Consider the following 21730-nt stretch of genomic DNA (forward strand, 5'->3'; position numbering starts at 1 on the left):
CAGCTCTCAAAGAGGCTGCGGCAGGGTGAACCAGAAGGTGCTGCCCAAGCCCGGCTCGCTCACCACGCCAATCTCCCCTCCGTGCGCCTGGACGATGTCTCGCGCGATGGACAGGCCCAACCCGGCCCCCCCGGCCGGAGCCCCAGGGGCCCGGTAGAACTTCTCGAAGATGCGGGCATGCTCCTCGAGCCGAATCCCCTCGCCCGTATCCTTCACCTCGAAGCGCACCCGCTGGCCCTCACGTGTCACCCGCACCGTCACCTCTCCTCCCGAGGGCGTGTGCCGGACCCCGTTGCCCACCAGGTTCGACAGCACCAACTGCACCCGGTCGGCGTCCACTTCGAGTTCCTCCGCCTCGGGCGCAATCTCCTGCTGGAGCCTCACGCCCCGGTCCTCCGCCGCGACCCGATGCACCCCCAACGCCTGCGCCACCAAGTCCCCCGTGGAGACCCGCTGGAGGTTCAGCGTCAGCCGTCCCGCCTGGATGCGAGACAGGTCCAGCAGATCATCCACGATGCCTTGCAGCCGCTCGCAGTCCTCGCGTGCCGCGAACAGCAGATCCGCCTGTTTCTCCGTCACCGGCCCCACCACCCCCTCCGCGCACAGGTGGATGGCCATGCGCAGCGACGTCAACGGCGTGCGGAACTCGTGCGCCACCGTGGCCACCAGATCATTCTTCAGCTCGTCGAAGCGGCGCAGGCGCGTCACGTCCTGGAGGATGACCGTGGCGCCCACCACGTCCCCGCTCTCGCCGTACACGGGACTGCCGCGCGGCAGCAGCCATCGATCCCCTTCCGCGGCCGTCACCCGCACCGCCTCCTCATACCCTCGGGGCTGGTAGCCGCCCTTGCCTCCCAGGACGTGGGTGCGCACTCGCTCGAGCACCTCGCGCACCTCCGGTGAAGTGCGCCCCAGCGCGTCTCCCGCCTCCAGCGATATCCGCAACACACTCTCCGCGGCGCGGTTGACGTTGAGCAGCGTACCCCCCGCGCCGAACACCATCACCGGATCCGGCAGGCTGTCGATGGCGGCCTGCGAGGCGGCCTGGGCCTGAAGCAGCTCGCCCAGGCTGCTCTGCCGGTACTGCTGGAGCCGCTCCGCCATGGCATTGAAGTCCTGGCTGAGCTGGGCGATCTCATCCTTGCCCTCGACCACGGCGCGCGCCGCCAGGTCTCCCTGTCCCAGCCGCCTCACCGCCTGCGAGAGCACGGACACCGGCCGGAGCGCCCGGTGCGTCAGCGAGGTGGAGGCAAACAGGCCCGCGAGGAACGCGGCCAGCACCGCCGTCACCATCAGCGTGTTGACGCGCTGGCTCTGCCGGCGCAGCGAGTCGCTCTTAAGCACCATGGCGTCCTGGTTCAGGTCCAGGATGGCGGCGGCGGCCGCATTGGCCTCGAAGAAGGCAGGCTCCAGGGAGGCGAAGTAGCGCTCGCGCGCGGCCTCCGGGCTCTTCAGCGCGAGGAAGCCGTTGTACTCGGTCTGGTAGCGCGTCCAGGCCTCGCGCAGCCGGCGGGTGGCCTCCGCCTCTCCAGGCTCGGTGATGTTGGCCTCCTGCACGCGCAGCTCGGTCTCCAGCTTCGGGCGCTGCACGGCCTGCTGCTCCTGCCCACGCTGACGCTCGCCCGCGACGATGAAGAGGGCGGCGCTGTCCATGCGCTCGAGCTCCTCCGTCATCCGCTGCGTGGCCAGCACGCTGCGGTAGTTGTCCTGGAGGATCTCCTGCCCGGAGCGCCCCACCTTTCCCAACGTCAGCACGGCCACCACCCCCACCCCCACGAGCGCGAGGGCCAGCGGGGCCTGGGCCAGCAGCAGGCGGCCACGCAGCGTCATGGGCGGCGCTCCTCTTGAGGTGAATCGAACGAGACGACGTGGATGTCGAAGCCCGTGCCCTCGCGGAGCAGCCGCACATCCGCGCCGCGTCCCAGCCACTGCTTCCACCAGGGCTGGTGTGAACGCCCCACGATGATGTGGCCCACACCATGGGAGCGCGCGAAGTCCAGCAAGGCCTCCACCGGATCCCTCGCGCGCAGGCGCACCACCTCCGCGCCCAGCTCCTTCGCCTTCTCGATGTTGGCCAGCAGGTGGCGCTGCGCCTCCGCGTCGATGAGGTGGGGGGCCTCGTCCGGAGTCTCCACGTAGACGACGAACCAGTCCGTGTTGAGCCGGCCCGCCATGCGAGAACCCCGCCGGAGCAGCGTCGCCGCGCGCGGCGGGTAGCTGGAGAGCGCCACCAACACCCGGCCCCAGCCGCCGCCCTTGGCCGAGGGCTCCTCGCCTCCTCGGGTCTGCTGGCCCGTGGTGGCGCGATCCAGGCTCTCGGCCACCTCGCGCAGGGCCAGCTCGCGCAGCGTGGAGAGGTTCTCCTGCTTGAAGAAGCTCTCCAGCGCGTGGGCCACCTTCTCCGGCGCGTAGATCTTCCCTGCTCTGAGGCGCTCGTGCAGATCCTCCACCGCCAGGTCCAGGTTCACCACCTGATCGGCGCTCTTGAGGAAGCTGTCGGGGATCGTCTCACGGACGGTGACGCCAGTGGCGCGCTCCACCAGATCATTGAGGCTCTCCAGGTGCTGCACGTTGAAGGCGCCGATGACGTTGATGCCCGCGGCGAGCAGCTCCTGCACGTCCTGGTAGCGTTTGGCGTTGCGGCACAAAGGAACGTTGGTGTGGGCCAGCTCGTCCACGACGGCCACCTGGGGCTTGCGAGCCAGCACCGCGTCCACGTCCATCTCCTCCACGGTGACGTCGCGATAGGTGAAGGACTTGCGAGGCACCGCCTCCAAGCCCACCACCAGCGCCTCGGTCTCCGGACGGCCGTGCGGCTCGACGAAGCCGAGCACCACGTCCACACCGCGCTTCTTCAGGGCGTGCGCCTCCTCCAGCATGCGGTACGTCTTGCCCACGCCGGCGGCGAAGCCGATGTAGAGCTTGAGCCGGCCGCGCCGCCCCCGCTCCACCAGCTCCAGGAAGTCCTCCGCGCGTGCGCGTTGCGTCCTCACCTCGGCGTCCCCAGTGGCTCGGAGGCCCTCTGCGTGGGGACAGGGGCCACTCCCACGGAAGGTCCTGGCAACTCCGGCCGGCCGAACTGCCGGTCCAGCGCGAGATTCAGTGCAAGCACATTCACCCGGGGCTCGCCCAGCACGCCCAGGGTGCGCCCCTCAGTCTCGGTCTCCACCAGGGTGAGGATCCGCTCGGGGGCCACGCCCCGCGCCCGCGCCACACGCGCCACCTGCCAGCGGGCGCCCTCGGGAGACAGGTGCGGATCCAGCCCGGATCCAGAGGTGGTAATGAGCTCCGCGGGCACCGGGCCCGGAGCGTCCGGGTTCTCACGGCGCAGGCGCTCGGTGCCGGCCAGGACGCGCTCCCGCAGCTTCTGGGAGGTGGGGCCCAGGTTGCTGCCCGAGGACGCGGTGGCATCGTAACCGCTGCCCGCCGCCGAGGGCCGGGGCTGGAAGTACGCGGGCAGGCTGAAGCCCTGGGCGATGAGGGCGCTGCCCACCACCTGGCCCCGCTCATCCGTGACGAGCGAGCCTTGGGCCTCGTGGCGGAACAAGAGCTGGGCCCCGCCCGTGACGATCAGCGGATAGAGCCCCCCGGTGAGCACCAGGGTGACGGCACAGGCGCGCAGTGCGGTGAAGAGTGCGGACAGCATGACGGAATCCTTTCTTGCACGGGTGGGCATGCAACGCTCCCCTCTTCAGGCCAGCCCCACGGCCGTGAGCAGCACATCGATGATCTTGATGCCCACGAAGGGCACGATGACACCGCCCACGCCATAGAGGAGCAGGCTGCGCCGCAGCAGCGCCGCCGCCCCCAGCGGCCGGTAGCGCACGCCCCGAAGCGCCAGCGGAATCAAGGCGATGATGATGAGCGCGTTGAAGATGACGGCCGCGAGGATGGCGCTGTAGGGCGAGGTCAGGCCCATCACGTTCAGCGGAGCGATCTCCGGGAACACCCCCATGAAGAGCGCGGGGAGGATGGCGAAGTACTTCGCCACGTCGTTGGCGATGGAGAACGTGGTGAGCGTGCCCCGCGTCATCAGGAGCTGCTTGCCCACCTCCACCACCTCCAGCAGCTTGGTGGGGTTGGAGTCCAGATCCACCATGTTGCCGGCCTCCTTCGCGGCCTGGGTGCCGGTGTTCATCGCCACGCCCACGTCCGCCTGCGCCAGCGCCGGAGCATCATTGGTGCCATCGCCAGTCATCGCCACCAGCTTGCCCTTGGCCTGCTCGGTGCGGATGAGCGCCAGCTTGGCCTCGGGCGTGGCCTCGGCGAGGAAGTCGTCCACGCCGGCCTCCTTGGCGATGGCCGCCGCGGTGCGCGGGTTGTCGCCGGTGATCATCACCGTGCGGATGCCCATGGCGCGGAACCGATCGAAGCGCTCCTTGATGCCGCCCTTCACCACGTCCTTGAGGTGGACGATGCCCAGCACCCGGGGGCCATCCGCCACGGCCAGCGGCGTGCCGCCCGCGTCACCGATCTTCCCGGCCGTCTGGACCAGCTCGGCGGGGACCCTGCCGCCCTGGCTCTGGACATGCTTGACGATGGCGTCCACCGCGCCCTTGCGGATGCTGCGCGGCTGCGGATCCACGAGATCGCACCCGCTCATGCGCGTCTGCGCGGTGAAGGGCACGAAGGTGGCATGGTGCGCCTGCAGCTCGCGAGGCCGCATCCGGTACGTGTCCTTGACTAGCGTGACGATGGAGCGGCCCTCGGGGGTCTCGTCCGCCAGGCTCGCGAGCTGGGAGGCCTCGGCCAGATCCTCCATGCGGACCCCGGGCATGGGCAGCAGCTCCGTGGCCATGCGGTTGCCCAGGGTGATGGTGCCCGTCTTGTCCAGCAGCAGCGTGTCCACGTCCCCCGCCGCCTCCACCGCGCGGCCGCTCATGGCCAGCACGTTCTTGCGCAGCAGCCGGTCCATGCCGGCGATGCCGATGGCGCTCAGCAGGCCGCCAATCGTCGTGGGGATGAGACACACCAGCAGCGCCACCACCGCCGTGCCCGACAGCCTCACGCCCGAGTAGAGCGCCATGGGCACCAGCGTCACGCACGCCAGCAAGAAAATGAGGGTGAGCCCCACCAGCAGGATGTGCAGGGCGATCTCGTTGGGAGTCTTCTGGCGCGCGGCTCCTTCCACCAGCCCGATCATCCGGTCCAGGAAGGACTCGCCCGGGTTGACGGAGATGCGCACGACGATGCGATCCGAGAGCACCTTGGTCCCCCCCGTCACCGCCGAGCGATCGCCGCCGGACTCGCGGATGACCGGAGCGGACTCTCCCGTGATGGCGGACTCGTCCACGCTGGCGATGCCCTCCACCACCTCGCCATCGCCGGGGATGAGGTCTCCCGCCTCGCACACCACGAGGTCCCCCTTGCGCAGGTTGGGCGCTGGCACGCGGTCCTCGCGCCCGCCCACGAGCCGGCGCGCGGTGGTGTCCTTGCGCATCTTGCGCAGCGCGCCCGCCTGAGCCTTGCCTCGGCCCTCGGCCACGGCCTCCGCGAAGTTGGCGAAGAGGACGGTGAACCACAGCCACAGCGTCACCCCGACGGTGAACCACACGGGCGTGCTCGCGGGCCCCGGAGTGGCGAGCTCCTTCACCAGCAGCACGGTGGTGAGCAGGCTGCCCGCCCAGACGACGAACATGACGGGGTTGCGAGCCACGTCCCTCGGGTGGAGCTTGCGCAGGCTGTCCACGGTGGCCTGCTTGAGAATCACCGGCTCGAAGAGCGAGGTGGACTTCGAGGAAGCGGAGGCCATGTCAGAACACCTTTCCGGATCCGCCGAGGAAATGCTCGACGATGGGGCCTAGCGAGAGCGTGGGGAAGAAGGTGAGCGCTCCGACGATGATGACGACACTCACCAGCAGCCCGGTGAAGAGCGCGCCGTGGGTGGGGAAGGTGCCCGGGCCCGCCGGCACCACCTTCTTGCCCACCATGGAGCCGGCGATGGCCAGCACCGGGATGATCATCAGGAAGCGGCCCATCAACATGGCCACGCCCAGGCTGAGGTTCCAGAAGGGCGTATTGGCGTTGAGGCCGGCGAAGGCGCTGCCGTTGTTGCCCGCGCCGCTGGTGTACGCGTAGAGGATCTCCGACAGGCCGTGCGGCCCCGCGTTGTTGAGCGAGGACGTGCCCTGGGGAATCACCGCCGCCACCGCGCTCAGCCCGAGGATGAGCAGCGGGAAGATGAGCACGTACAGCATGGCGAGCTTCATCTCGCGCGCCTCGATCTTCTTGCCCAGGTACTCGGGCGTGCGGCCCACCATCAGCCCGGCGATGAAGACGGCGAGCACCGCCATCACCAGGATGCCGTAGAGGCCAGCGCCCACCCCGCCGAAGATGACCTCGCCGAGCTGGATGTTCACCAGGGGCACCAGCCCGCCCAGCGGGGTGAAGCTGTCGTGCATGGAGTTGACGGCGCCGCACGAGGCATCCGTGGTGACGGTGGCGAAGAGCGCCGAGGCGGGGATACCGAAACGCACCTCCTTGCCCTCCATGTTGCCGGCCTGCGCCACCTGGGCCGCGGCCACGGCGGGGTTGCCCGAGGACTCGGCGGCGTAGGCCACGGCCACACCCACGAAGAACAGCAGGCTCATGGCCGCGAAGAGCGCCCAGCCCTGGCGCGTGTCCCGGGCCATCTTCCCGTACGTGTACGTAAGGGCCGCGGGGATGGCGAAGATGGAGACCAGCTGCACCAGGTTGGTGAGCGGCGTGGGGTTCTCGAAGGGGTGGGCGCTGTTGGCGTTGAAGAAGCCGCCGCCGTTGGTGCCCAGCATCTTGATGGCCTCCTGGGAGGCCACCGGGCCCATGGCGAGCGTCTGCTTCACTCCCTCCAGCGTCGTCAGCTCGCGGTAGGGAGCGAAGTTCTGCAGCACCCCCTGGGACACCAGGAAGAGCGCGTACACGACACACAGCGGCAGCAGCACATAGAGCAGGGACCGGATGAGGTCCACCCAGAAGTTGCCCAGCGTCTTCTGCCCCTCGGGCCCGGGGCGGCGGGTGAAGCCGCGCGCGAGCGCCAGCGCCACCCCGATGCCCGCGCCCGCGGACGTGAAGTTGTGCCACACCAACCCCACCATCTGGGTGAGGTAGCTCAGGGTCGACTCGCCCGCGTAGGACTGCCAGTTGGTATTGGTGGTGAAGCTGGCCGCGGTGTTGAAAGCCAGCGCCGGCTCCACGGGCGGAAACCCCTGCGGGTTGAGCGGCAGCACGTGCTGAAGCCGCTGGAGGGCATAGGTGATGAGGAGGCCGAGCAGGCTGAAGGCCAGCAGCGCCAGCGTGTACTGGCTCCAGCGCTGCTCGTGCTTCGGGTCGGCCCCACACAGGCGAAGCAGCAAGCGCTCCACCGGGCCGAACAGCCGTGGCAGGGGCTGGCGCTCTGCCTCGAACACCCGGAAGAGATACATGCCCAACGGCTTCGTCAGCGCGAGCACGAGCGCGAAGAACAAGAGGATCTGCAACCAACCGATGAGGCTCATGGCGAATCCCTAGAAGTGCTCCGGGCGGAGCAGGGCGTAGACGAGGTAGGCGGCGAGCAGCACCGACAGCACGGCACCGGCCGCGTATTCGAAGGTCATGGCGCGAGGTCCTTTCGCTCGTGTCACAGGCAGTCAGAGCATCCGCCGTACCAGGGTGCAGGCCTGCGCCGAGCAGCGGATCCGCGAGGTTGCGAGGCCTCCTGGCCCTTGCCGGTTGCAATCTGCAAGACCGGGGCAGCGGGGTCGTGCACGGTGAAAGCCCTGACAAGCGCGCGGAGTCACCGCAGAGGGCCAGCCAGCAGGGAGCGGCTCAGCGGCTCGCCCGATTGCTGAAGGAGTCAACCTGCTGACGGCAGTCCTCCTGGCATTCGGGAAACTCCTTGAGGAAGCGAGCCTGGTCGCCGCAGCGAGATACAAGGCCCGGATCCGCTTGCCCCTGACAGAGCAGCTCGAAGCCCTTCCACGTCTGTTGGAAGAGGAGCGCTCGCTCCTGAGGGGCCATCCGCTCGACGGCTCGCCGCTCTGACAGGGCCCCCCAGGTGATGAGGACCAAGAGCAAGGCGACCAGCAGGATCCCTATCAGCAGGAGCCGCTGCCACGGCCAGTCCTGGGGCGTTCCTTCCATGTCTCTACTGGAGGGGGGATGCGGGACCTGAATCGATGGAAGGAAGGGCATGCGCATGAGCCTCGATGACTGCAAGTCACGCGCCGACAGGGGAAGCGGTGCCCCCAAGGGAGCCGATCCGGTCAGGATGCGGGCGCTCCACCTCCCGCTCCGTAAGCAGCATCGATCCGGAACGCTCCGCGCTCCCTGGCGCTCACGGTCCGCTCACACGTCGGGCGAAGGGTCCCACCCATAGAAGCGCTTCAGCTCTTCGTACAGGTCCGGTGTCTTCTCCTTCATCTGCAGGGGCTTCTCGAAGAAGGACTCGGTGGCCACCGCGAAGAACTCCGCCTCGTTCTTCGCGCCGTAGTCGTCCAGCACCTTGCGCTCCACGGGCCGGCCCTGCCGGAGCGCCTGGAAGTGTTCACCCATCACCGAGGCCCACGCCCGGTAGTGCGAGTACTGCCGCAGCCTCGGGGTCCCATCGAAGGACCCGTCCGCCCCGTCGAGCGCATGGGCGAATTCGTGCGCCGCCGTGTCGTGCCCGTCTCGCGGGTTGCTCAGCCCAGCCAGCACGGCTGGCCACGAGAGGATGACCTGGCCCCAGTGCTTGGCCTCTCCGAGCACCACGCCGGTGCGCTCCGGCAGCATGAAGGCTCCAGGGTAGACGATGATCTCGCTCAGCCGATCGTAATACCGGAGGTCCAGGTAGAGGATGAGCTGCACCGCGGTGGCGCCCACCACGGCGCGGACCTCATCGGTGATGACGAACCCGTTGGCGCCGATGAACTCCTTCTCCCAGACGAACACCTTGAGCATGTCGAGGAAGCGCTGGCGCAGCGGGCGAGATAGCGTCCGGAAGAAGGGCACGCGCGCCTCGAGAGGGCCGAGCCACTCGGGAGGGAACGGGCGGCGCATCAACCGGCGGCGCCGGAGCCAGCGGAAGGGACCTGACATCGCCGAGGCAGCTTGCCACCCCGCCCCGGCGTCCACCACCGTCAGCAAGAACTACTGAACGTCCAAGATGCGGCCTTGACCATCCACCGCATAGACAGCTCCTCCATCAAGAATGATGTCTTTGACGCCGCATCAGGAATTCGGAAACTTTACTCGTGCCGCTTCTTCAGGCGTGGCCCACACGGCTTTCTCGTGCTTGTAATACCCGAAGAACGTACAGCCAGTGAGTGCGGTGGCACAGCAAAACGCGGCCCAGAAAGAATGCCTCATCACGGTCATACAAATATCACGGGCCACTGATGTTCTGGGCCTGTGAGCCGCTCAGGCTCCCGTTGGACGCTGAGAGCGTCACCGCGCCGGGCTGAGTCGCTTTGAAGTAGAAGGTCGCCGCGGCCTCGGGCGTGGACAGGGCTACCGAGTTCACCGACGTCCCTGCGCACGCTGCATCCGTGTAGAAGGCCAGCCCCTGGGCCGCGGCCCCGCTCGCCGTGAGGTTGAACGTCGCTGGCGTGGGCTTCGACAGGTTGCCCTTCGAGTCCTGGCCCTGCACCACCACCCGGCCGGAGCACGCCCCCACCGCTACCGCTCCGGGTGGAGTCAGGAACGCTACCTGGGACGCCGGCCCCGCCACCACGTCCACATCGAAGGTGGCGCCCGGCTGCGTGGTGGGATCGTACCCCGCGCCGATAATCGTATTGGAGTGGATGATGTTGCCGCCTCCCAGGTCCGAGATCCCCGCCTGATACGGCAACGCGTTCGTCACCCCATCGTTCCGCAGCGTGTTGTCGAGCACCTGGATCCGCGTGGGCGTCGCCAGCTCGCTGCCATCCGCCTCGGCCTGATCGAGATAGATGCCAACGTCGTTGCCCGTCAGCGTGTTGCCCTGAACGAGCGCGTCCTGCACCAGCGCGATGCCGTAGTAGGGTCCGCCCGCCACTATCAGTCCCGAAGCCACATCAGTGCCCCCGGTGTATGCGTATGCGTGGTTGGAGATCTGATTCTCCGTCACCTGCCCCGTCGCGCCGTCGCTCAGCTGCACACCGTTTTGCGCGATGTACGCCACCGGTCCCGCCCCCGTCACCGTGTTCTGGGCAATCGTGGCGTTCACGCGCCCGGCCACCAGGATGCCCACCTTCTGGTAGCCATTCACGCGGTTACCCCGAATCTCCACTTGCTGCTGCACGGAGGCATCCCGGTTGCGCACCTCGATGGCGTGCCCCTCCTGACAGCCTCGCGGCTCGCCCTCCGGAGAGCTCGCGGCAGGCTGGTTGCGGTGGATGTCCAGCACCTCGCTGTCCACGATGGATCCAGAAGCCCCCAGCCACAGGATGCCGCGCAGCCGGTCATCTCCCGCATCGCACGGCCCGTCCTTCAAGAGCCCTTGGGCCCTCAGCCTCAGATTGCGCACATGCGCCGTCGCTCCTTGATTGCGCAGGATGGCGCCGCGAAAGGAGCTGCTCGCTGGATCCACCGCCACCAGCTCATGCCCCGATCCATCCAGCATGAGCCCATCCGGGATGAACACCGGCGTGTCCGTGGTGCAGTCGGTCTGCAGCGTGAGCTCAGGCTGAGAGCGCTGATCGAGCTGAACGCTGCACGGGGGATGGCTACAGGCCGGCCCATTCCAGTTCACCTGGTAGCGGATGCGCACGCTGAGCCCCACCGAGTTGGTGACCGTCACCTCGATCGTCGGCGTGACTCCCGTCGGGACGCAGGACAGCGCTGTCCACGGCACCTCGCTCGTGTCCCCCGTCTGCACCGGGACTCCCAGAACGCCGGTGTTCGCCGTCCAGCGGTACGTCAACGCGCCACCGAAAGGATCCTCGGCCGAGATGCTCAGCTTCAACAGCTCTCCAGGGGTGGCGCTCAGCGCCGTGGCCGAGGTGCTCCGAATCGTGGGCGGTTGCAGGCTCTTCACGCACAGGCCCAGGCTGTAGCTCGCGCTCCCACCGTAGGCGTCCTCGATTTGCACGCTCACCTGGCAGTTGTCACAGGTCGTGGTGTCTCGAGGCAGCGTGGGAAGGAAGCGGAACATCGCGCCCGAGCCGTCCACCCGGCTCCCCTCGCACGTCGCCGTCCACTGGTAGGTGAGCGGGTCCGAGTCCGCATCCCCCGCTCCCTGGAGCTCCAACGTCACCTCCTGCCCCACGCCAACAATGCGCGGCGACAGAGAGACCAGACCTGCCGCTGCCGGCCACCGGTTGAGGACCACCGGGCCTTGCTGGTTGAAGCTCGCGGCTTCCGAGACCTCGAGCGTGAAGAGCAACGAGGTGACGCCCCCGCGCGAGTCCCTCACCACCAGCATCACCGTCTGCTGTCCCCCTGAAGCGGGGGCTGTCCACGTGGGTGCCACGGCGGAGGCATCATCGAAAGTGCCCTCGCCCGGCTGCCATGTGTACGAGAGCGCATCGTCCGCATCCGGATCGCGCGCCACGGCCCGCAGCCGGATCGTCTCTCCCGGTGCCACGGACGCCCTCGAGCCCACCACGGCCGAGATGGACGGAGGTGAGTTGCCCGAGGACGGCACGGCGGCGCTGGAGTCATCTCCCGCCAGGATGATCAGCCCGGGCCTGCTCGATTCGAGCGGCTCACGGGTCACCTCGGCCTGGAAGCGGCGCGTCCCCGAGGAATCGAAGGCCTCGGCCTGGAAGCCGGCGAGTGGGCCACCGGGGAGGGATGTGAACCAGCCCTGCCACAGAGTTCCCGAGCCCTGCAGCTCCACGGACTGGGCGCCCTGGTCCCCATGGGCGGTGGCCGTCACGCGCGCCACGGCGCCCTCGGGCGTGGTGCGTGGCAGCACGAACACCACTCGCGCCGAGCCCGGGCGCTCCACCACCTTGGGAGGATGACTCTCCTCACAGCCTGATCCGATCAGCATCCACAGCCCGACCAGCAACGACAGGTGCCTTGTGTCGACTCGGATCATGTCTCTCCGCCCCGGCTCAGTGCTCCGAGATGGAGCCACGATATGGGTCGGGTGCCACGCGTCAAAGATTGCCCCTGGGCCCCCATGTCGGTGGTTTGACTTCCCTAACGCCCAGTGACAGAGCTTCCGTCCATGCGAGTCCTCGTCACTGGCAGCTCGGGGCAGCTCGGCAGGGAGGTGTGCAGGCAACTCTCGGAGGCGCACACGGTGACGGGGTTGGACGCCGTCCCGGGTCCCTTCACCCAGGTGCTGGGCCTCGTGGAGGACCGGGCGCTGGTCTTCGAGCAGGTCTCCCGGGTGGACGCCGTGGTCCACGTGGCCTCGCTGCACGCGCCCCACAGGGATCAGCTCCCGAAGGCGCGCTTCGTCGACGTGAACGTGCAGGGCGCGCTCCACCTGCTCGAGGCCGCCGTGGCGCATGGCTGCCGGCGCTTCGTCTACACCAGCACCACGTCCGTGTACGGGCGCGCCATGGAGCCGCGCGGGGAATCCGCCGTCTGGGTCACCGAGGAGCTCACGCCCGAGCCTCGCGACATCTACGACGTCACCAAGCTGGCCGCCGAGCAGCTCTGCCGCCTCATCCACCAGGAGCACGGCCTGCCCGTCATCATCCTGCGCACCTCGCGCTTCTATCCGCAGCCGTACGAGGTGCTCGCCATTCACCGGCTCCACCGGGGGTTGGATGTGCGGGACTGCGCGGAGGCCCACCGGCTGGCGCTCGAGTCCCCGGTGCCGTTCGGCCTCTACAATGTCTCCGCGCGCTCGCCCTTCCAGCGCGAGGACCTGGTGGCCTTGTGGCACGACGCCGCGGGGGTCATCCAACGCAGGGCTCCGGAGGTGGCCGAGCTGCTCGCCCGGCGCGCCATTGCCCTGCCCTCGCGTCTGGATCGGGTCTACGTCATCGGCCGGGCCGAGGCGGAGCTGGGCTTCCACCCACGCTTCAACGCGCTCGAGTTCCTTCACGAGGGCTGAGCCAGCCCCGGACCGGCGGCCGGCTCATGGCTCCTCGGAAATCAACGACGGATCAGCGCACCGCGGCCAGCTGGTGGCTGCTGCTGGGGCGCGAGGCGAAGTTGCGGCGCCGGGTGGCGTCCCGGTCGGACAGCAGCGCCATCAGCGCCTGCATCCGCGTCTCGTGCTGGTTCACCGGGTGGCCGTGGAGCACGCCGCTGGTGCTGAGGAACATCCGCGTCATCTCGTCGCCGCCGTAGCTGTACGCGCGCTGGGTGTAGCGCTCCAGCACCTCGCGCCGGGCCTGCCCGAAGAGGCGCCCCGCGGTGAACGTCACCTCGAGCCCATCCAGGTCGATCAGCAGATCCACCTTGCGGCCGAACGGGGACAACTTCTCCTCCATGTCCGCCTTCCACTGCTGCACGTCCGCCGCGCTCACCAGCAGGTAGCGCGTGAAGCGCGCGTGCACCACGTCGTTCTGGGGGTCGTACTCGAAGGACATTCTCCCGGACATGGCTTCTCCTCCTCGGAGTCTTCAGGGCCAGAGAGTGCTGAGCCCATGACCACTGAAAGACGGTTTTACAGAAGAACCCTGACATGCAGCGAGTCACGGTAATTCCTGATTCCATTGTTTAACTCGTTTTGAAGGGGCGATCAACAGCCGCTGGCCGGATCAATTCATGAGCAGATCAGGGCATAGTGTGTGCGTCATGTCCCCTCGATGGGTGCTGCTCCTGCTGCTGAGCCTCTGCGGGTGCGCCGCGCTGACACTGCCTCCGAATCAGCCGCTGGCCCGGCCCGTGCTCTTCCGTGGCGCCTACGAGGAGTTCCCCAGCGGGCTGCGGCTGGTGGTGCACGAGGATCCGCAGGCTTCGCGGGTGGCGATGGACGTCTCCTACCGTGTGGGAGCGACGGATGAGCCCGAGGGGAAGGAGGGCCTGGCGCACCTGGTGGAGCACCTCACCTTCCTGTGCCGGCCCGGCGGGGCGCGAGCGCCTCGGCTGACCAGCCGGCTGCTGGCCTCGGGCGCCGAGTCCAACGCCTTCACCTCCTATGACGGGACGGACTACGTCTTCACCGCGCCGCCGGAGCAGCTCCCCCTGCTGGTGGCGCTGGAGGCCGCGCGGCTGAGGCAGCCGCTGGAGAACGTCACCGAGGAGGAGTTCCGGGTGGCGCGAGACGTGGTGGTGGCGGAGCTGCGCCAGCGCTACGAGACGAGCCCGGATGGAGCGCAGCAGCGGTGGCTCCACGAGGTGCTGCTCTCGGGGAGCGCGTACGGGCGCACGTCGGGCGGCACTCCCGAGTCCCTCCAGCGCCTCACCCTGGAGGACGCGCGGGCCTTCGTGAAGGCGCACTACACGCCGGCGCACGCGGTGGTGGTGGTGTCCGGCCCGCTGTCCTCGGAGCAGGTGCGGGGCGAGGTGAGGCTCGGCTTCGCGGAGCTCACGGACACGCGGCAGGGCCAGCCCGAGCCCCCGGTGCGCCGCGAGCCGCCGGCCTTTCCTCAAGAGTGGCCCCAGCGCTCGCCCAGGGTGGTGCGGCCCGGCGCCGTGGAATACCCGCGGCTGTGGCTGACGTGGACGCTGCCGGGGTTGTACTCGGGCAAGACGCCTCAGGCGCTCGCCGCGCAGGGCATGTTGCAGAACCGGCTGGTCACCCGGCTGTCGCGAGAGGACCGGGTCTACGACAGCGCCGTGTCCCTGGAGGTGATGGATGGCGTGTCGCTGCTCATCGCTCGCATTGATCTCATCGACGCGGAGGACGCCGACGAGGTGGCGGAGCTCGCGATGGATCAGCTCGTCGATCTGTTCAGAGACCCTCGGAGGCTGAAGGGGCTCACCGGCAGCGCGAGCTCCATGCTGCTCACCGAGGCCTTCTCGGACCTGGAGCACTTTCCGGTGAGAGAGGCGGCCCGCTTCCTGCGCGCCACCGGCCAGGCGGACTACGTGACGGGCTGGCCGCAGCAGATCCGCGAGGCGCTCTCCAAGGATCTCGGCCCCTACCTCTATCAGTACGTGCGGCGGGATCGCGCTCGGCAGCTGCTGGTGGTGCCGGAGGCGGGTGGGCCGGGGCGCTCCCAGGTGGCGGAGCGCTTCGCGCCATTGGCGGGCCCGGAGGACTTCGGAGACGAGGAGCTGAGCCTCCCGCCGGGAACACTGGACGTGAGACAGGTGGCGCGCGCCCCCGGGCTGGACAAGGCCGAGCGCTTCGTCCTCGGCAACGGACTGCGGGTGGTGGCGCTGCGCCGCGGGAGCATGCCGCTGGTGGAGGCCCGGCTCTGGGTGCACACGCAGACGCCTGGCCTCGAGGGCAACTCCCTCTCGCTGACGCGGCTGGCGCTGCACAGCTCGTACATGTCGGCGGCCCGCGCGTGGCGCCATGGAGAGAAGGTGGGCGCGCGCACGCAGCTCCAGCTCCGGGACGAGACGCAGCCGGTGCTCTCCGTGGCCGCGCCCTCGGGGAATTTGATCCACGTGCTGGAGGACATGCAGCAGTGGGTGCGGGACTCGGAGGTGGAGCTGCTGCCCTTCGAGGACATCCACGACTGGCAGGTAAGGCTGCTCGAACGAGAGGCTTCCCGCTCGGACACTCGCGCGGACCGGGTCTTCATGGCGCGGCTGTTCCCAGGCCACCCGTATGGCCTGGCGCCGAGCGTGGAGGAGGCCCAGGCGCTCACCGCCTCGCAGGCCAACGCGTGGGTGGACGCCGAGCTGAACCCGGACCGGACCACGCTCTTCCTGGTGGGGGAGCTGCCGCCGGCGCCGAAGCTCCGTGAGCAGGTGGCGGAGATGCTCGGGGGATGGCGCGGCAGGGGCGGACCGGTGAAGCCTCCGCCGGAGCCGCCGCTGCCGGCGCGGCGCACGGTGGTGGTGGTGGATCGCCCAGGCGCCTCCCAGGCGGAGCTGCTGGTGGGGCTGCGCTGGCCGGAGCTGTCGGTGCAAGAGGACGCGACGGCCAGCGCGCTGACGTGGCTGCTGGAGCACCGGCTGGATCAACAGCTCCGCGAGCGGCTGGGCCTCACCTACGGCGTGCGCGTGTCACACGAGCCTCGTCCCCGGGCCTCCGTGCTGAGGATCCGCGCGGCGGTGGAGCGGAGCGCGACGGCGGGCGCGGTGGAGCAGATCCTCGCCGAGCTGGGCACGCTGGAGGCGGACCTGCTGCCTCCCGAGGTGGTGAAGCGGGCCCGCTGGCAGGTGGCGCGCGGTTACGACTTGCGCTTCCAGACGGCCGCCCTGGTGGTGGAGCGGCTGCTGGAGCTGGAGCGCCTGGGCCGCCCCGCGGACTTCTGGGAGCAATACCCGGCGGCCATCGCGGCGGTGACCCCGGAGGCCGTGCAAAGTCTGGTGAAGCGGCTCGACCTCGGCGCGGAGGTGGTGGTCATCCTCGGGGACGCGGCGGCGCTGCGGCCCCAGCTCGAGAGCGCCGGCTTCCAGCTCGAGGTGCTGGCGCGCCCCCCGCCGCCGAGCCCCTGAGCACCGGCGCCCGCCTGGATTCGAGGTTTGACGGCTCGCCGGGGGCGCCCCATCCTGCGCGCGCCCCAGACGGGCGGGAGGACACGTGGCGGAGCACGGCGCGGGTGGAGGAGCGGAGCAGCCCGAGGGCCAGCGGACGGTGGAGTGCGCCGACGCGCTCGCGTGGCTGTCGGGCCGCCAGACGCTGGCGGGGTGCTCGATCATCACCTCGCTGCCGGATGTGTCCGAGTTCCCCTCGCTCTCGCTGGCCGAGTGGAAGCAGTGGTTCATCCGCGCGGCGGCGCTGGTGATGGCGAAGGTGCCCGCCGAGGGCGTGGCCATCTTCTACCAGACGGACGTGAAGAAGGCCGGCGCGTGGGTGGACAAGGGCTATCTGATCAGCAAGGCCGCCGAGGAGGCCGGCTGCGAGACGCTCTGGCACAAGGTGGTGTGCCGGCGCGCTCCGGGGACGGTGACGTTCGGACGCCCGGCGTACTCGCACATGCTCTGCTTCTCGCGCGGCGTGCGCGTGGACCTGGGCCGCGCCACACCGGACGTGCTGCCCGAGGCGGGCGAGGTGACCTGGACGCGCGGCATGGGCGTGCAGGCCTGTCTGGCGGCGTGCCGCTTCATCCAGGAGCACACGCCCACGCGCACGGTGGTGGATCCGTTCTGCGGCCACGGCACGGTGCTCGCGGTGGCCAACGCGCTGGGGCTCAACGCGGTGGGGGTGGAGCTCAGCCGCAAGCGCGCGAAGAAGGCCCGGGCCCTGCGAGTCGCGCTGGACGCGGGCATGCTTCCAGATCCAAACAAAGAGGCTTGAGCCAATTCAAAGAGTGACTTTCTCTCCTCCTCAAGGGAGGGGTTGTGCTGACCCGTCTCCACTTTCAAGCACTTGGAGTGGCACAGCTGCCCCCTGGCAAACACTTTCAGCGACCAGGTGGTTTGACGAATCCGTCAAGATTCAGGTCTCATTCCATCCTCAATCAGGGAGCTCTGCCTCGCAGAGCGCAGAAACGTCTTTGGCACTGCAGCTGGACCCGGGGGGGAACCAGCATGAAGCCTCAGGACATCTGTAGCCATGCATCCTCGCTTCTCGTCGCCACCGGCGAGGAGCCGGGCCCTGTCGTCGCGCGAGGCACTTCCGCTTGTCTTCACCACAAGGGGGCACCGCATGAACACGGGCAGCGAGGATCCCAACGTCATTCAACTCTCCTTCTCCGCAGCGCTCGCGCAATACCTCGAGCGGGTGCGCGAGCTGGGCGCCGTGGAGGGCTTGCAGGGAGCCATTCAGATCAACCCCACCCTGATGCCTGTCCTCAATGCGATGCACCACGTCCTCGCGGGCGGAGAGGTGGAGGTGCGCATTCTGCGGGGCGGGCAGCAGGAGATCGTCCAGGAGTTGCAGCAGCGCGCGGTCCAGGCAACACAAGAGGCCAACGCCATCAATCAGCCTCCCGGCGGAGTGGTCGTCACGGCGGTATGAGCGCGCTCTCCTCCATGCGAGGCACCCTCCGGACTGCCTTCCGGCGCTGGGTCAATGCCCAGAATGTCCCGGAGCTGCTGGCCGCCAGCAGCGTCGGCTCGTGGCTGGGGCTCATCGCGCTGGTGCTGGTGCTGCTCGCGGCCACCCAATGGGCTCCACACGCCGAGGAGCTCTTCGCCCTGCCCCTGGGCACCGCGCTGCTGTGCTTCGCGCCCGCCCTGGTGGACTTCGTCTTCGCCCTGCTGCACCGCGGGCGCCAGCACATCGAGACGTGGGGGTGGCTGCTGTCGCTCACCGGCACCACCTGCCTCCAGTTCTTCGTGGCGAGCCTCATGGCGCTGTGCGCCCCCACGGGCGCCACCATCTTCGGCGGCTTCTTCCTCTTCACCGCGGGCTTCCACGGCCGGCTCTTCCGGGTGACGCCTCGCACGCCCTTCCTCGCGGTGGGCACGGTGCTGGCGTTGGCGGTGGCCGCGCTCCTCTTCGGCCACTGGGACGACGTGGCCCTGTTCGCCGTCATCGGTCCGGCCTCGCTCATGGCCGAGCTCTACCTGGGCGCCTTCGCCCTCCAGCATGACCAGACCGCCGCCGAGGCCGAGCGGCTCCGCGCCGCCATCCAGGCGCAGATGCTGTCCCAGCAGGAGCGCGACGTGGGCCGCATGTCCCAGGCCCTCACGGACATCATCGCCCACACCGAGGACATCCGCGAGGCGCTGCTGAAGGCGGGCACCGCCGCGGATCTGCTCACCGGCCAGCTCGCCCGCAGCACGGCCTTGAGCCGCGGCGAGCCGGCGCGGCTGATCCGCGAGCTGCACCAGAACCTCTCGCACATCCGGGACCGGGTGATGGAGATCCACCAGAAGGGCCGCCGCTACGTCGGCAGCGATCCGGAGGTGGTGGACCTGGTGCCGGTGCTGGACTCGGTGCGTCAGAGCGCGGGCCTGCGCTTCCCCGAGGTGGACATCGCCGTGCAGGTGGACCGGGGTGAGCCCCTGCGAGCGTGGGTCCGCGGAGGCGTCACCACGCTGCGGCGAGTCGTCGAGAACCTGGTGACCAATGCCTGCGAGGGGGACGGGTTGCGCGCCGCGGGGTGCGTGCGTATCTCGGCCCGCACCGAGCCGTTGAGTGGGAGACTGGAGATGATCATCTCGGACGATGGTCCAGGTTTCCCGCCCGAGAGGCTGGCGGCGCCCATCCAGGGCCTGTCCACCACCAAGCCGCGGAGCACCGGCCTGGGGCTGTACACCTCCGAGTGCTTGATCCGCGCCAGCGGCGGCACCCTGGAGCGGCAGAACGCGAGCGAGGGCGGCGCGGTGCTGCGCGTGCTGCTTCCCCGGGAGCTGCGCTCATGAGTGGCGGCTCCATCTACCAGGAGGCGCTCCGGGTGCTGCGGCGGCTGGGGCTGCCAGAGCAGGCCGAGCGGGATGTGCTGACGGCCCTGGAAGTGGCCCAGCCGGGCCCGCTGGCGCTCCTGTACGAGGCGGGAGTGGAGGCAGGGCTCTCGCGCGGGACGCTGCTGGTGCGCGGCTCGGGAATCTTCCTCAGCTTCGCCGCGGGCAACCTCGCGGACGATCTCAGCGACGGGGAGTGCACATACTACGCGCATCCGGTACGGGTAGCGCCCTACGTGCAGTTCCTCCTGCAGAACCTGGCCTGGGCCACGCTGGCCCGGGCGCAGGTGCCCGAGGAGGCGCTGGCGGAGGCGGCACGTGGGTTGGCGGAAGCGGCGGGGCCCCAGGCGCTGGAGGTGAGGACGCAGGAGTGGACGGCGCCCCTCTTCCGGCGAGTGGCCGAGGGCCTGGCGGGCCGGCAGTGGGCGGCATACCTGCACCTGCTGTGGGCGGGGACTGCGCTGGCGGATCGCTCGGCGGCGGGCCACGGGCTGGGAATCGCGGCCCACGTGGCCGAGGACATCCGCTCGAAAGATCGACGCTTCTTCAGCATGCCGGAGGCGGACCAGCGCGAGGTGGTGCGCTGGGCGCGGGCGGGAATGGATGGCGTGCGACGTCAGGGACTGAAGTGCCTGGATGCAGCGCTCAGGCGCATTGATCCGATTCTTCCGGAGGTAGTGCCATGAGGATGGAGCCGTTGCGAGAAGGAACCGTGCGCGACGAAGTCGCCGCATACTACGACGCCAAAACGGAAGGCATCCTGCGGCGTTATGGGCCTGGGCCACGGGTGCACTACCACACGGGCCTCGTGGATGAGACGCCGCCCCCGGGAATGTCGGCCGAGGCGCTGAAGGTGCTGATCCACGAGTCCCAGGAGGATCTGCTGCGGGAGCTGGCCCTCTCGGTGGGCGAGCCGCTCCGGGGCCGCGAGGTGCTGGACGTGGGCTGCGGGCTGGGCGGTGGCTCGCTGTATTGGGCGTCCGTTCACGGGGCGCGCGTCACCGCCATCACCATTGCTCCTTCCCATGTGCCGCACGTGCAGCGCTTCGCCTCCATGGTGGGGGTGGCGGACCGGGTGACGCCCATGGTCTGCGACGCCATGGAGGTGCCCGGCCAGGAGCGCTTCGACTTGGTGGTGGCGGTGGAGAGCTCATGCTACCTGGCGCGCCGCCAGTGGTTCCGCAAGCTGCACTCGCTGCTGCGCCCGGGTGGCATGGTGGCCATCGCGGACTGCTTCCTCGGCCGGCCGGAGCTGGCGGCGCCGTTCGACCGGTACTGGCGCACGCATATCGGCACCGTGGAGGAATACTTCCGCTCGGCGACCGCGGAGGGCCTGGAACTGGAGCTGCATCAGGACATGTCCGGCCGGGCGGTGAACTTCTGGACGCTGACGTTGGATCTGCTCGCGCGGGAGCGCGAGGAGGCGCTGCGCAGCGGCCAGCGCGTGGGGCGCAGCGAGTCCCAGCGCGAGCACCTGCGGCTCCAGCAGGCCTTCCTCGACGGAGGCCTGCACTACGGGATGATGGTGCTCAAGAAGCCGGCCTGAGCGATCGCCATGGGGGCGTGGGCTTCTACCCATCTGCCCCAGCGCCGGGAGCGCCAGCGCTCGTCTCCTCGGCTGGGCCCGGAGCATGTAAGAGTTTCCGCGCCTTTGTCCGATGCCTCCCGGGTGGAGCAGCCCAAGCATTGAGGGCAACTCCAACCACGGGAGACAACGATCATGTTCAAGCGAATGATGGTGTTGGGTGCGGTGGCTTCTGCGCTGGTGTTCACCGGGTGCCAGAGCCGCAGCCGGCAGGATCAGGGCGTCCCAGGTGAGACGAACCAGACGACGCAGGGTACGGGAGGCTCGGGAGGCACGGGAGCCAGCAGCACGGACTCCACCATCCCCGGCAGCAGCGACACGCTGGGCGGCACGCGCCAGGACACCGCGCGGCCTGGGACGGAGCTGGGTGGCACGGGCTCCAGCGGTGGCTCGATCAACGACAACAGCGGCGCTGGCGGCTCCGGCTCCCTGAATGATCAGGGCGGCACCGGCGGCTCCGGCTCCCTGAATGATCAGGACAGCTCCGGCTCGCTGGGCGGCTCCGGCTCGGTGCGGGATCAGGGCACCTCGGGCTCGCTGGACAACAGCGGCACCGGCGGCTCCGGCTCGCAGAGCGATCAGAGCTGGACGGGCAGCACCGGCTCCGTGAACAGCCAGGACACCTCGGGCTCGCTGGACAACAGCGGCACCGGCGGCTCGGGGAAGACCTCGAACGCGGGCAAGAAGGGGCCGCGGGACGCGGGCACCCCGGGCAACGACGCGGGGATGTAGCCGGACGCGCCTGAGCTGGCGCTTCACCAGCGCTTCGTAAGACATGAGGCCCGAGGCATGAGCAGCTCGCATGCCTCGGGCCTCGCACTTTTGCTCCGTTCGTCGCCTCCCGGACGCTCGGATGCGGGCAGCCAGCCGTGGAAGGGCGCGTTGTCGGGAGGCGTGGGAATGCCG

General features: G+C 69.3%; 18 protein-coding genes. 8 read left to right on the forward strand and 10 right to left on the reverse strand.

Annotation, left to right across the window (positions count from 1 at the left end; genetic code table 11):
• Positions 1-6 precede the first annotated feature (6 nt).
• The 9 genes from ACJ8AT_RS23605 to ACJ8AT_RS23645 all read right to left on the reverse strand — a co-directional run bounded on the left by ACJ8AT_RS23605 (position 7) and on the right by ACJ8AT_RS23645 (position 11959).
• Complete coding sequence (locus ACJ8AT_RS23605; protein ID WP_407740083.1) at positions 7-1830, reverse strand: ATP-binding protein; 1824 nt, start codon at positions 1828-1830, stop codon at positions 7-9.
• Positions 1827-2993, reverse strand: a complete 1167-nt coding sequence (locus ACJ8AT_RS23610; RefSeq protein ID WP_407740084.1) for a sensor protein KdpD — start codon at positions 2991-2993, stop codon at positions 1827-1829. The genes ACJ8AT_RS23605 and ACJ8AT_RS23610 overlap by 4 nt, the downstream gene beginning before the upstream one ends.
• Positions 2990-3646, reverse strand: a complete 657-nt coding sequence (kdpC, locus tag ACJ8AT_RS23615) for a potassium-transporting ATPase subunit KdpC (RefSeq protein WP_407740085.1) — start codon at positions 3644-3646, stop codon at positions 2990-2992. The genes ACJ8AT_RS23610 and kdpC overlap by 4 nt, the downstream gene beginning before the upstream one ends.
• A 45-nt stretch (positions 3647-3691) precedes the next feature.
• Positions 3692-5752 (reverse strand): potassium-transporting ATPase subunit KdpB, encoded by a 2061-nt coding sequence (gene kdpB / locus ACJ8AT_RS23620; protein WP_407740086.1) that lies wholly within the window; start codon positions 5750-5752, stop codon positions 3692-3694.
• Position 5753: 1 nt separating this feature from the next.
• Entirely contained in the window at positions 5754-7472 is a 1719-nt protein-coding gene (gene kdpA, locus ACJ8AT_RS23625; RefSeq protein WP_407740087.1) for a potassium-transporting ATPase subunit KdpA, read from the reverse strand.
• Between the two features lie 9 nt (positions 7473-7481).
• Positions 7482-7571, reverse strand: a complete 90-nt coding sequence (gene kdpF / locus ACJ8AT_RS23630; RefSeq protein WP_407740088.1) for a K(+)-transporting ATPase subunit F — start codon at positions 7569-7571, stop codon at positions 7482-7484.
• Positions 7572-7782: 211 nt separating this feature from the next.
• Positions 7783-8097, reverse strand: coding sequence for a hypothetical protein (locus ACJ8AT_RS23635; RefSeq protein ID WP_407740089.1), 315 nt, complete (start codon positions 8095-8097; stop codon positions 7783-7785).
• A gap of 204 nt (positions 8098-8301) precedes the next feature.
• Entirely contained in the window at positions 8302-9033 is a 732-nt protein-coding gene (locus tag ACJ8AT_RS23640; RefSeq protein ID WP_407740090.1) for a M90 family metallopeptidase, read from the reverse strand.
• A gap of 286 nt (positions 9034-9319) precedes the next feature.
• Positions 9320-11959 carry a PKD domain-containing protein gene (locus ACJ8AT_RS23645; protein WP_407740091.1) on the reverse strand — a complete coding sequence of 880 codons (2640 nt, stop codon included), beginning with the start codon at positions 11957-11959 and terminating at the stop codon, positions 9320-9322.
• A 132-nt stretch (positions 11960-12091) separates the two neighbouring features.
• On the opposite strand from ACJ8AT_RS23645, the gene ACJ8AT_RS23650 reads away from it, so the two are divergent.
• On the forward strand, positions 12092-12931 hold the full coding sequence (locus ACJ8AT_RS23650) for an NAD-dependent epimerase/dehydratase family protein (protein ID WP_407740092.1): 840 nt from the start codon (positions 12092-12094) through the stop codon (positions 12929-12931).
• A gap of 52 nt (positions 12932-12983) precedes the next feature.
• On the opposite strand, the gene ACJ8AT_RS23655 is transcribed toward ACJ8AT_RS23650, so the two are convergent.
• Positions 12984-13424 carry a hypothetical protein gene (locus ACJ8AT_RS23655; protein WP_407740093.1) on the reverse strand — a complete coding sequence of 147 codons (441 nt, stop codon included), beginning with the start codon at positions 13422-13424 and terminating at the stop codon, positions 12984-12986.
• A gap of 196 nt (positions 13425-13620) precedes the next feature.
• Between ACJ8AT_RS23655 and ACJ8AT_RS23660 the strand changes: the two genes are divergently transcribed.
• The 7 genes from ACJ8AT_RS23660 (at position 13621) to ACJ8AT_RS23690 (ending at position 21556) form a co-directional block, all read left to right on the forward strand.
• Positions 13621-16383 (forward strand): M16 family metallopeptidase, encoded by a 2763-nt coding sequence (locus ACJ8AT_RS23660; protein ID WP_407740094.1) that lies wholly within the window; start codon positions 13621-13623, stop codon positions 16381-16383.
• 85 nt (positions 16384-16468) lie between these two features.
• Positions 16469-17185, forward strand: coding sequence for a DNA methyltransferase (locus tag ACJ8AT_RS23665; RefSeq protein ID WP_407740095.1), 717 nt, complete (start codon positions 16469-16471; stop codon positions 17183-17185).
• Between the two features lie 351 nt (positions 17186-17536).
• On the forward strand, positions 17537-17848 hold the full coding sequence (locus ACJ8AT_RS23670) for a hypothetical protein (protein WP_407740096.1): 312 nt from the start codon (positions 17537-17539) through the stop codon (positions 17846-17848).
• Between the two features lie 14 nt (positions 17849-17862).
• On the forward strand, positions 17863-19200 hold the full coding sequence (locus tag ACJ8AT_RS23675; protein ID WP_407740097.1) for a sensor histidine kinase: 1338 nt from the start codon (positions 17863-17865) through the stop codon (positions 19198-19200).
• Positions 19197-19925 carry a hypothetical protein gene (locus ACJ8AT_RS23680; RefSeq protein WP_407740098.1) on the forward strand — a complete coding sequence of 243 codons (729 nt, stop codon included), beginning with the start codon at positions 19197-19199 and terminating at the stop codon, positions 19923-19925. The genes ACJ8AT_RS23675 and ACJ8AT_RS23680 overlap by 4 nt, the downstream gene beginning before the upstream one ends.
• 26 nt (positions 19926-19951) lie before the next feature.
• Positions 19952-20785: an SAM-dependent methyltransferase gene (locus ACJ8AT_RS23685; protein WP_407740099.1), complete on the forward strand. Its 834-nt coding sequence runs from the start codon at positions 19952-19954 to the stop codon at positions 20783-20785.
• 174 nt (positions 20786-20959) lie between these two features.
• Positions 20960-21556 carry a hypothetical protein gene (locus ACJ8AT_RS23690; protein WP_407740100.1) on the forward strand — a complete coding sequence of 199 codons (597 nt, stop codon included), beginning with the start codon at positions 20960-20962 and terminating at the stop codon, positions 21554-21556.
• The last annotated feature ends 174 nt before the right edge of the window (positions 21557-21730 follow it).

Source organism: Hyalangium sp., from assembly GCF_045802625.1.
In the GTDB taxonomy this organism is placed as follows: Bacteria; Myxococcota; Myxococcia; order Myxococcales; family Myxococcaceae; genus Hyalangium.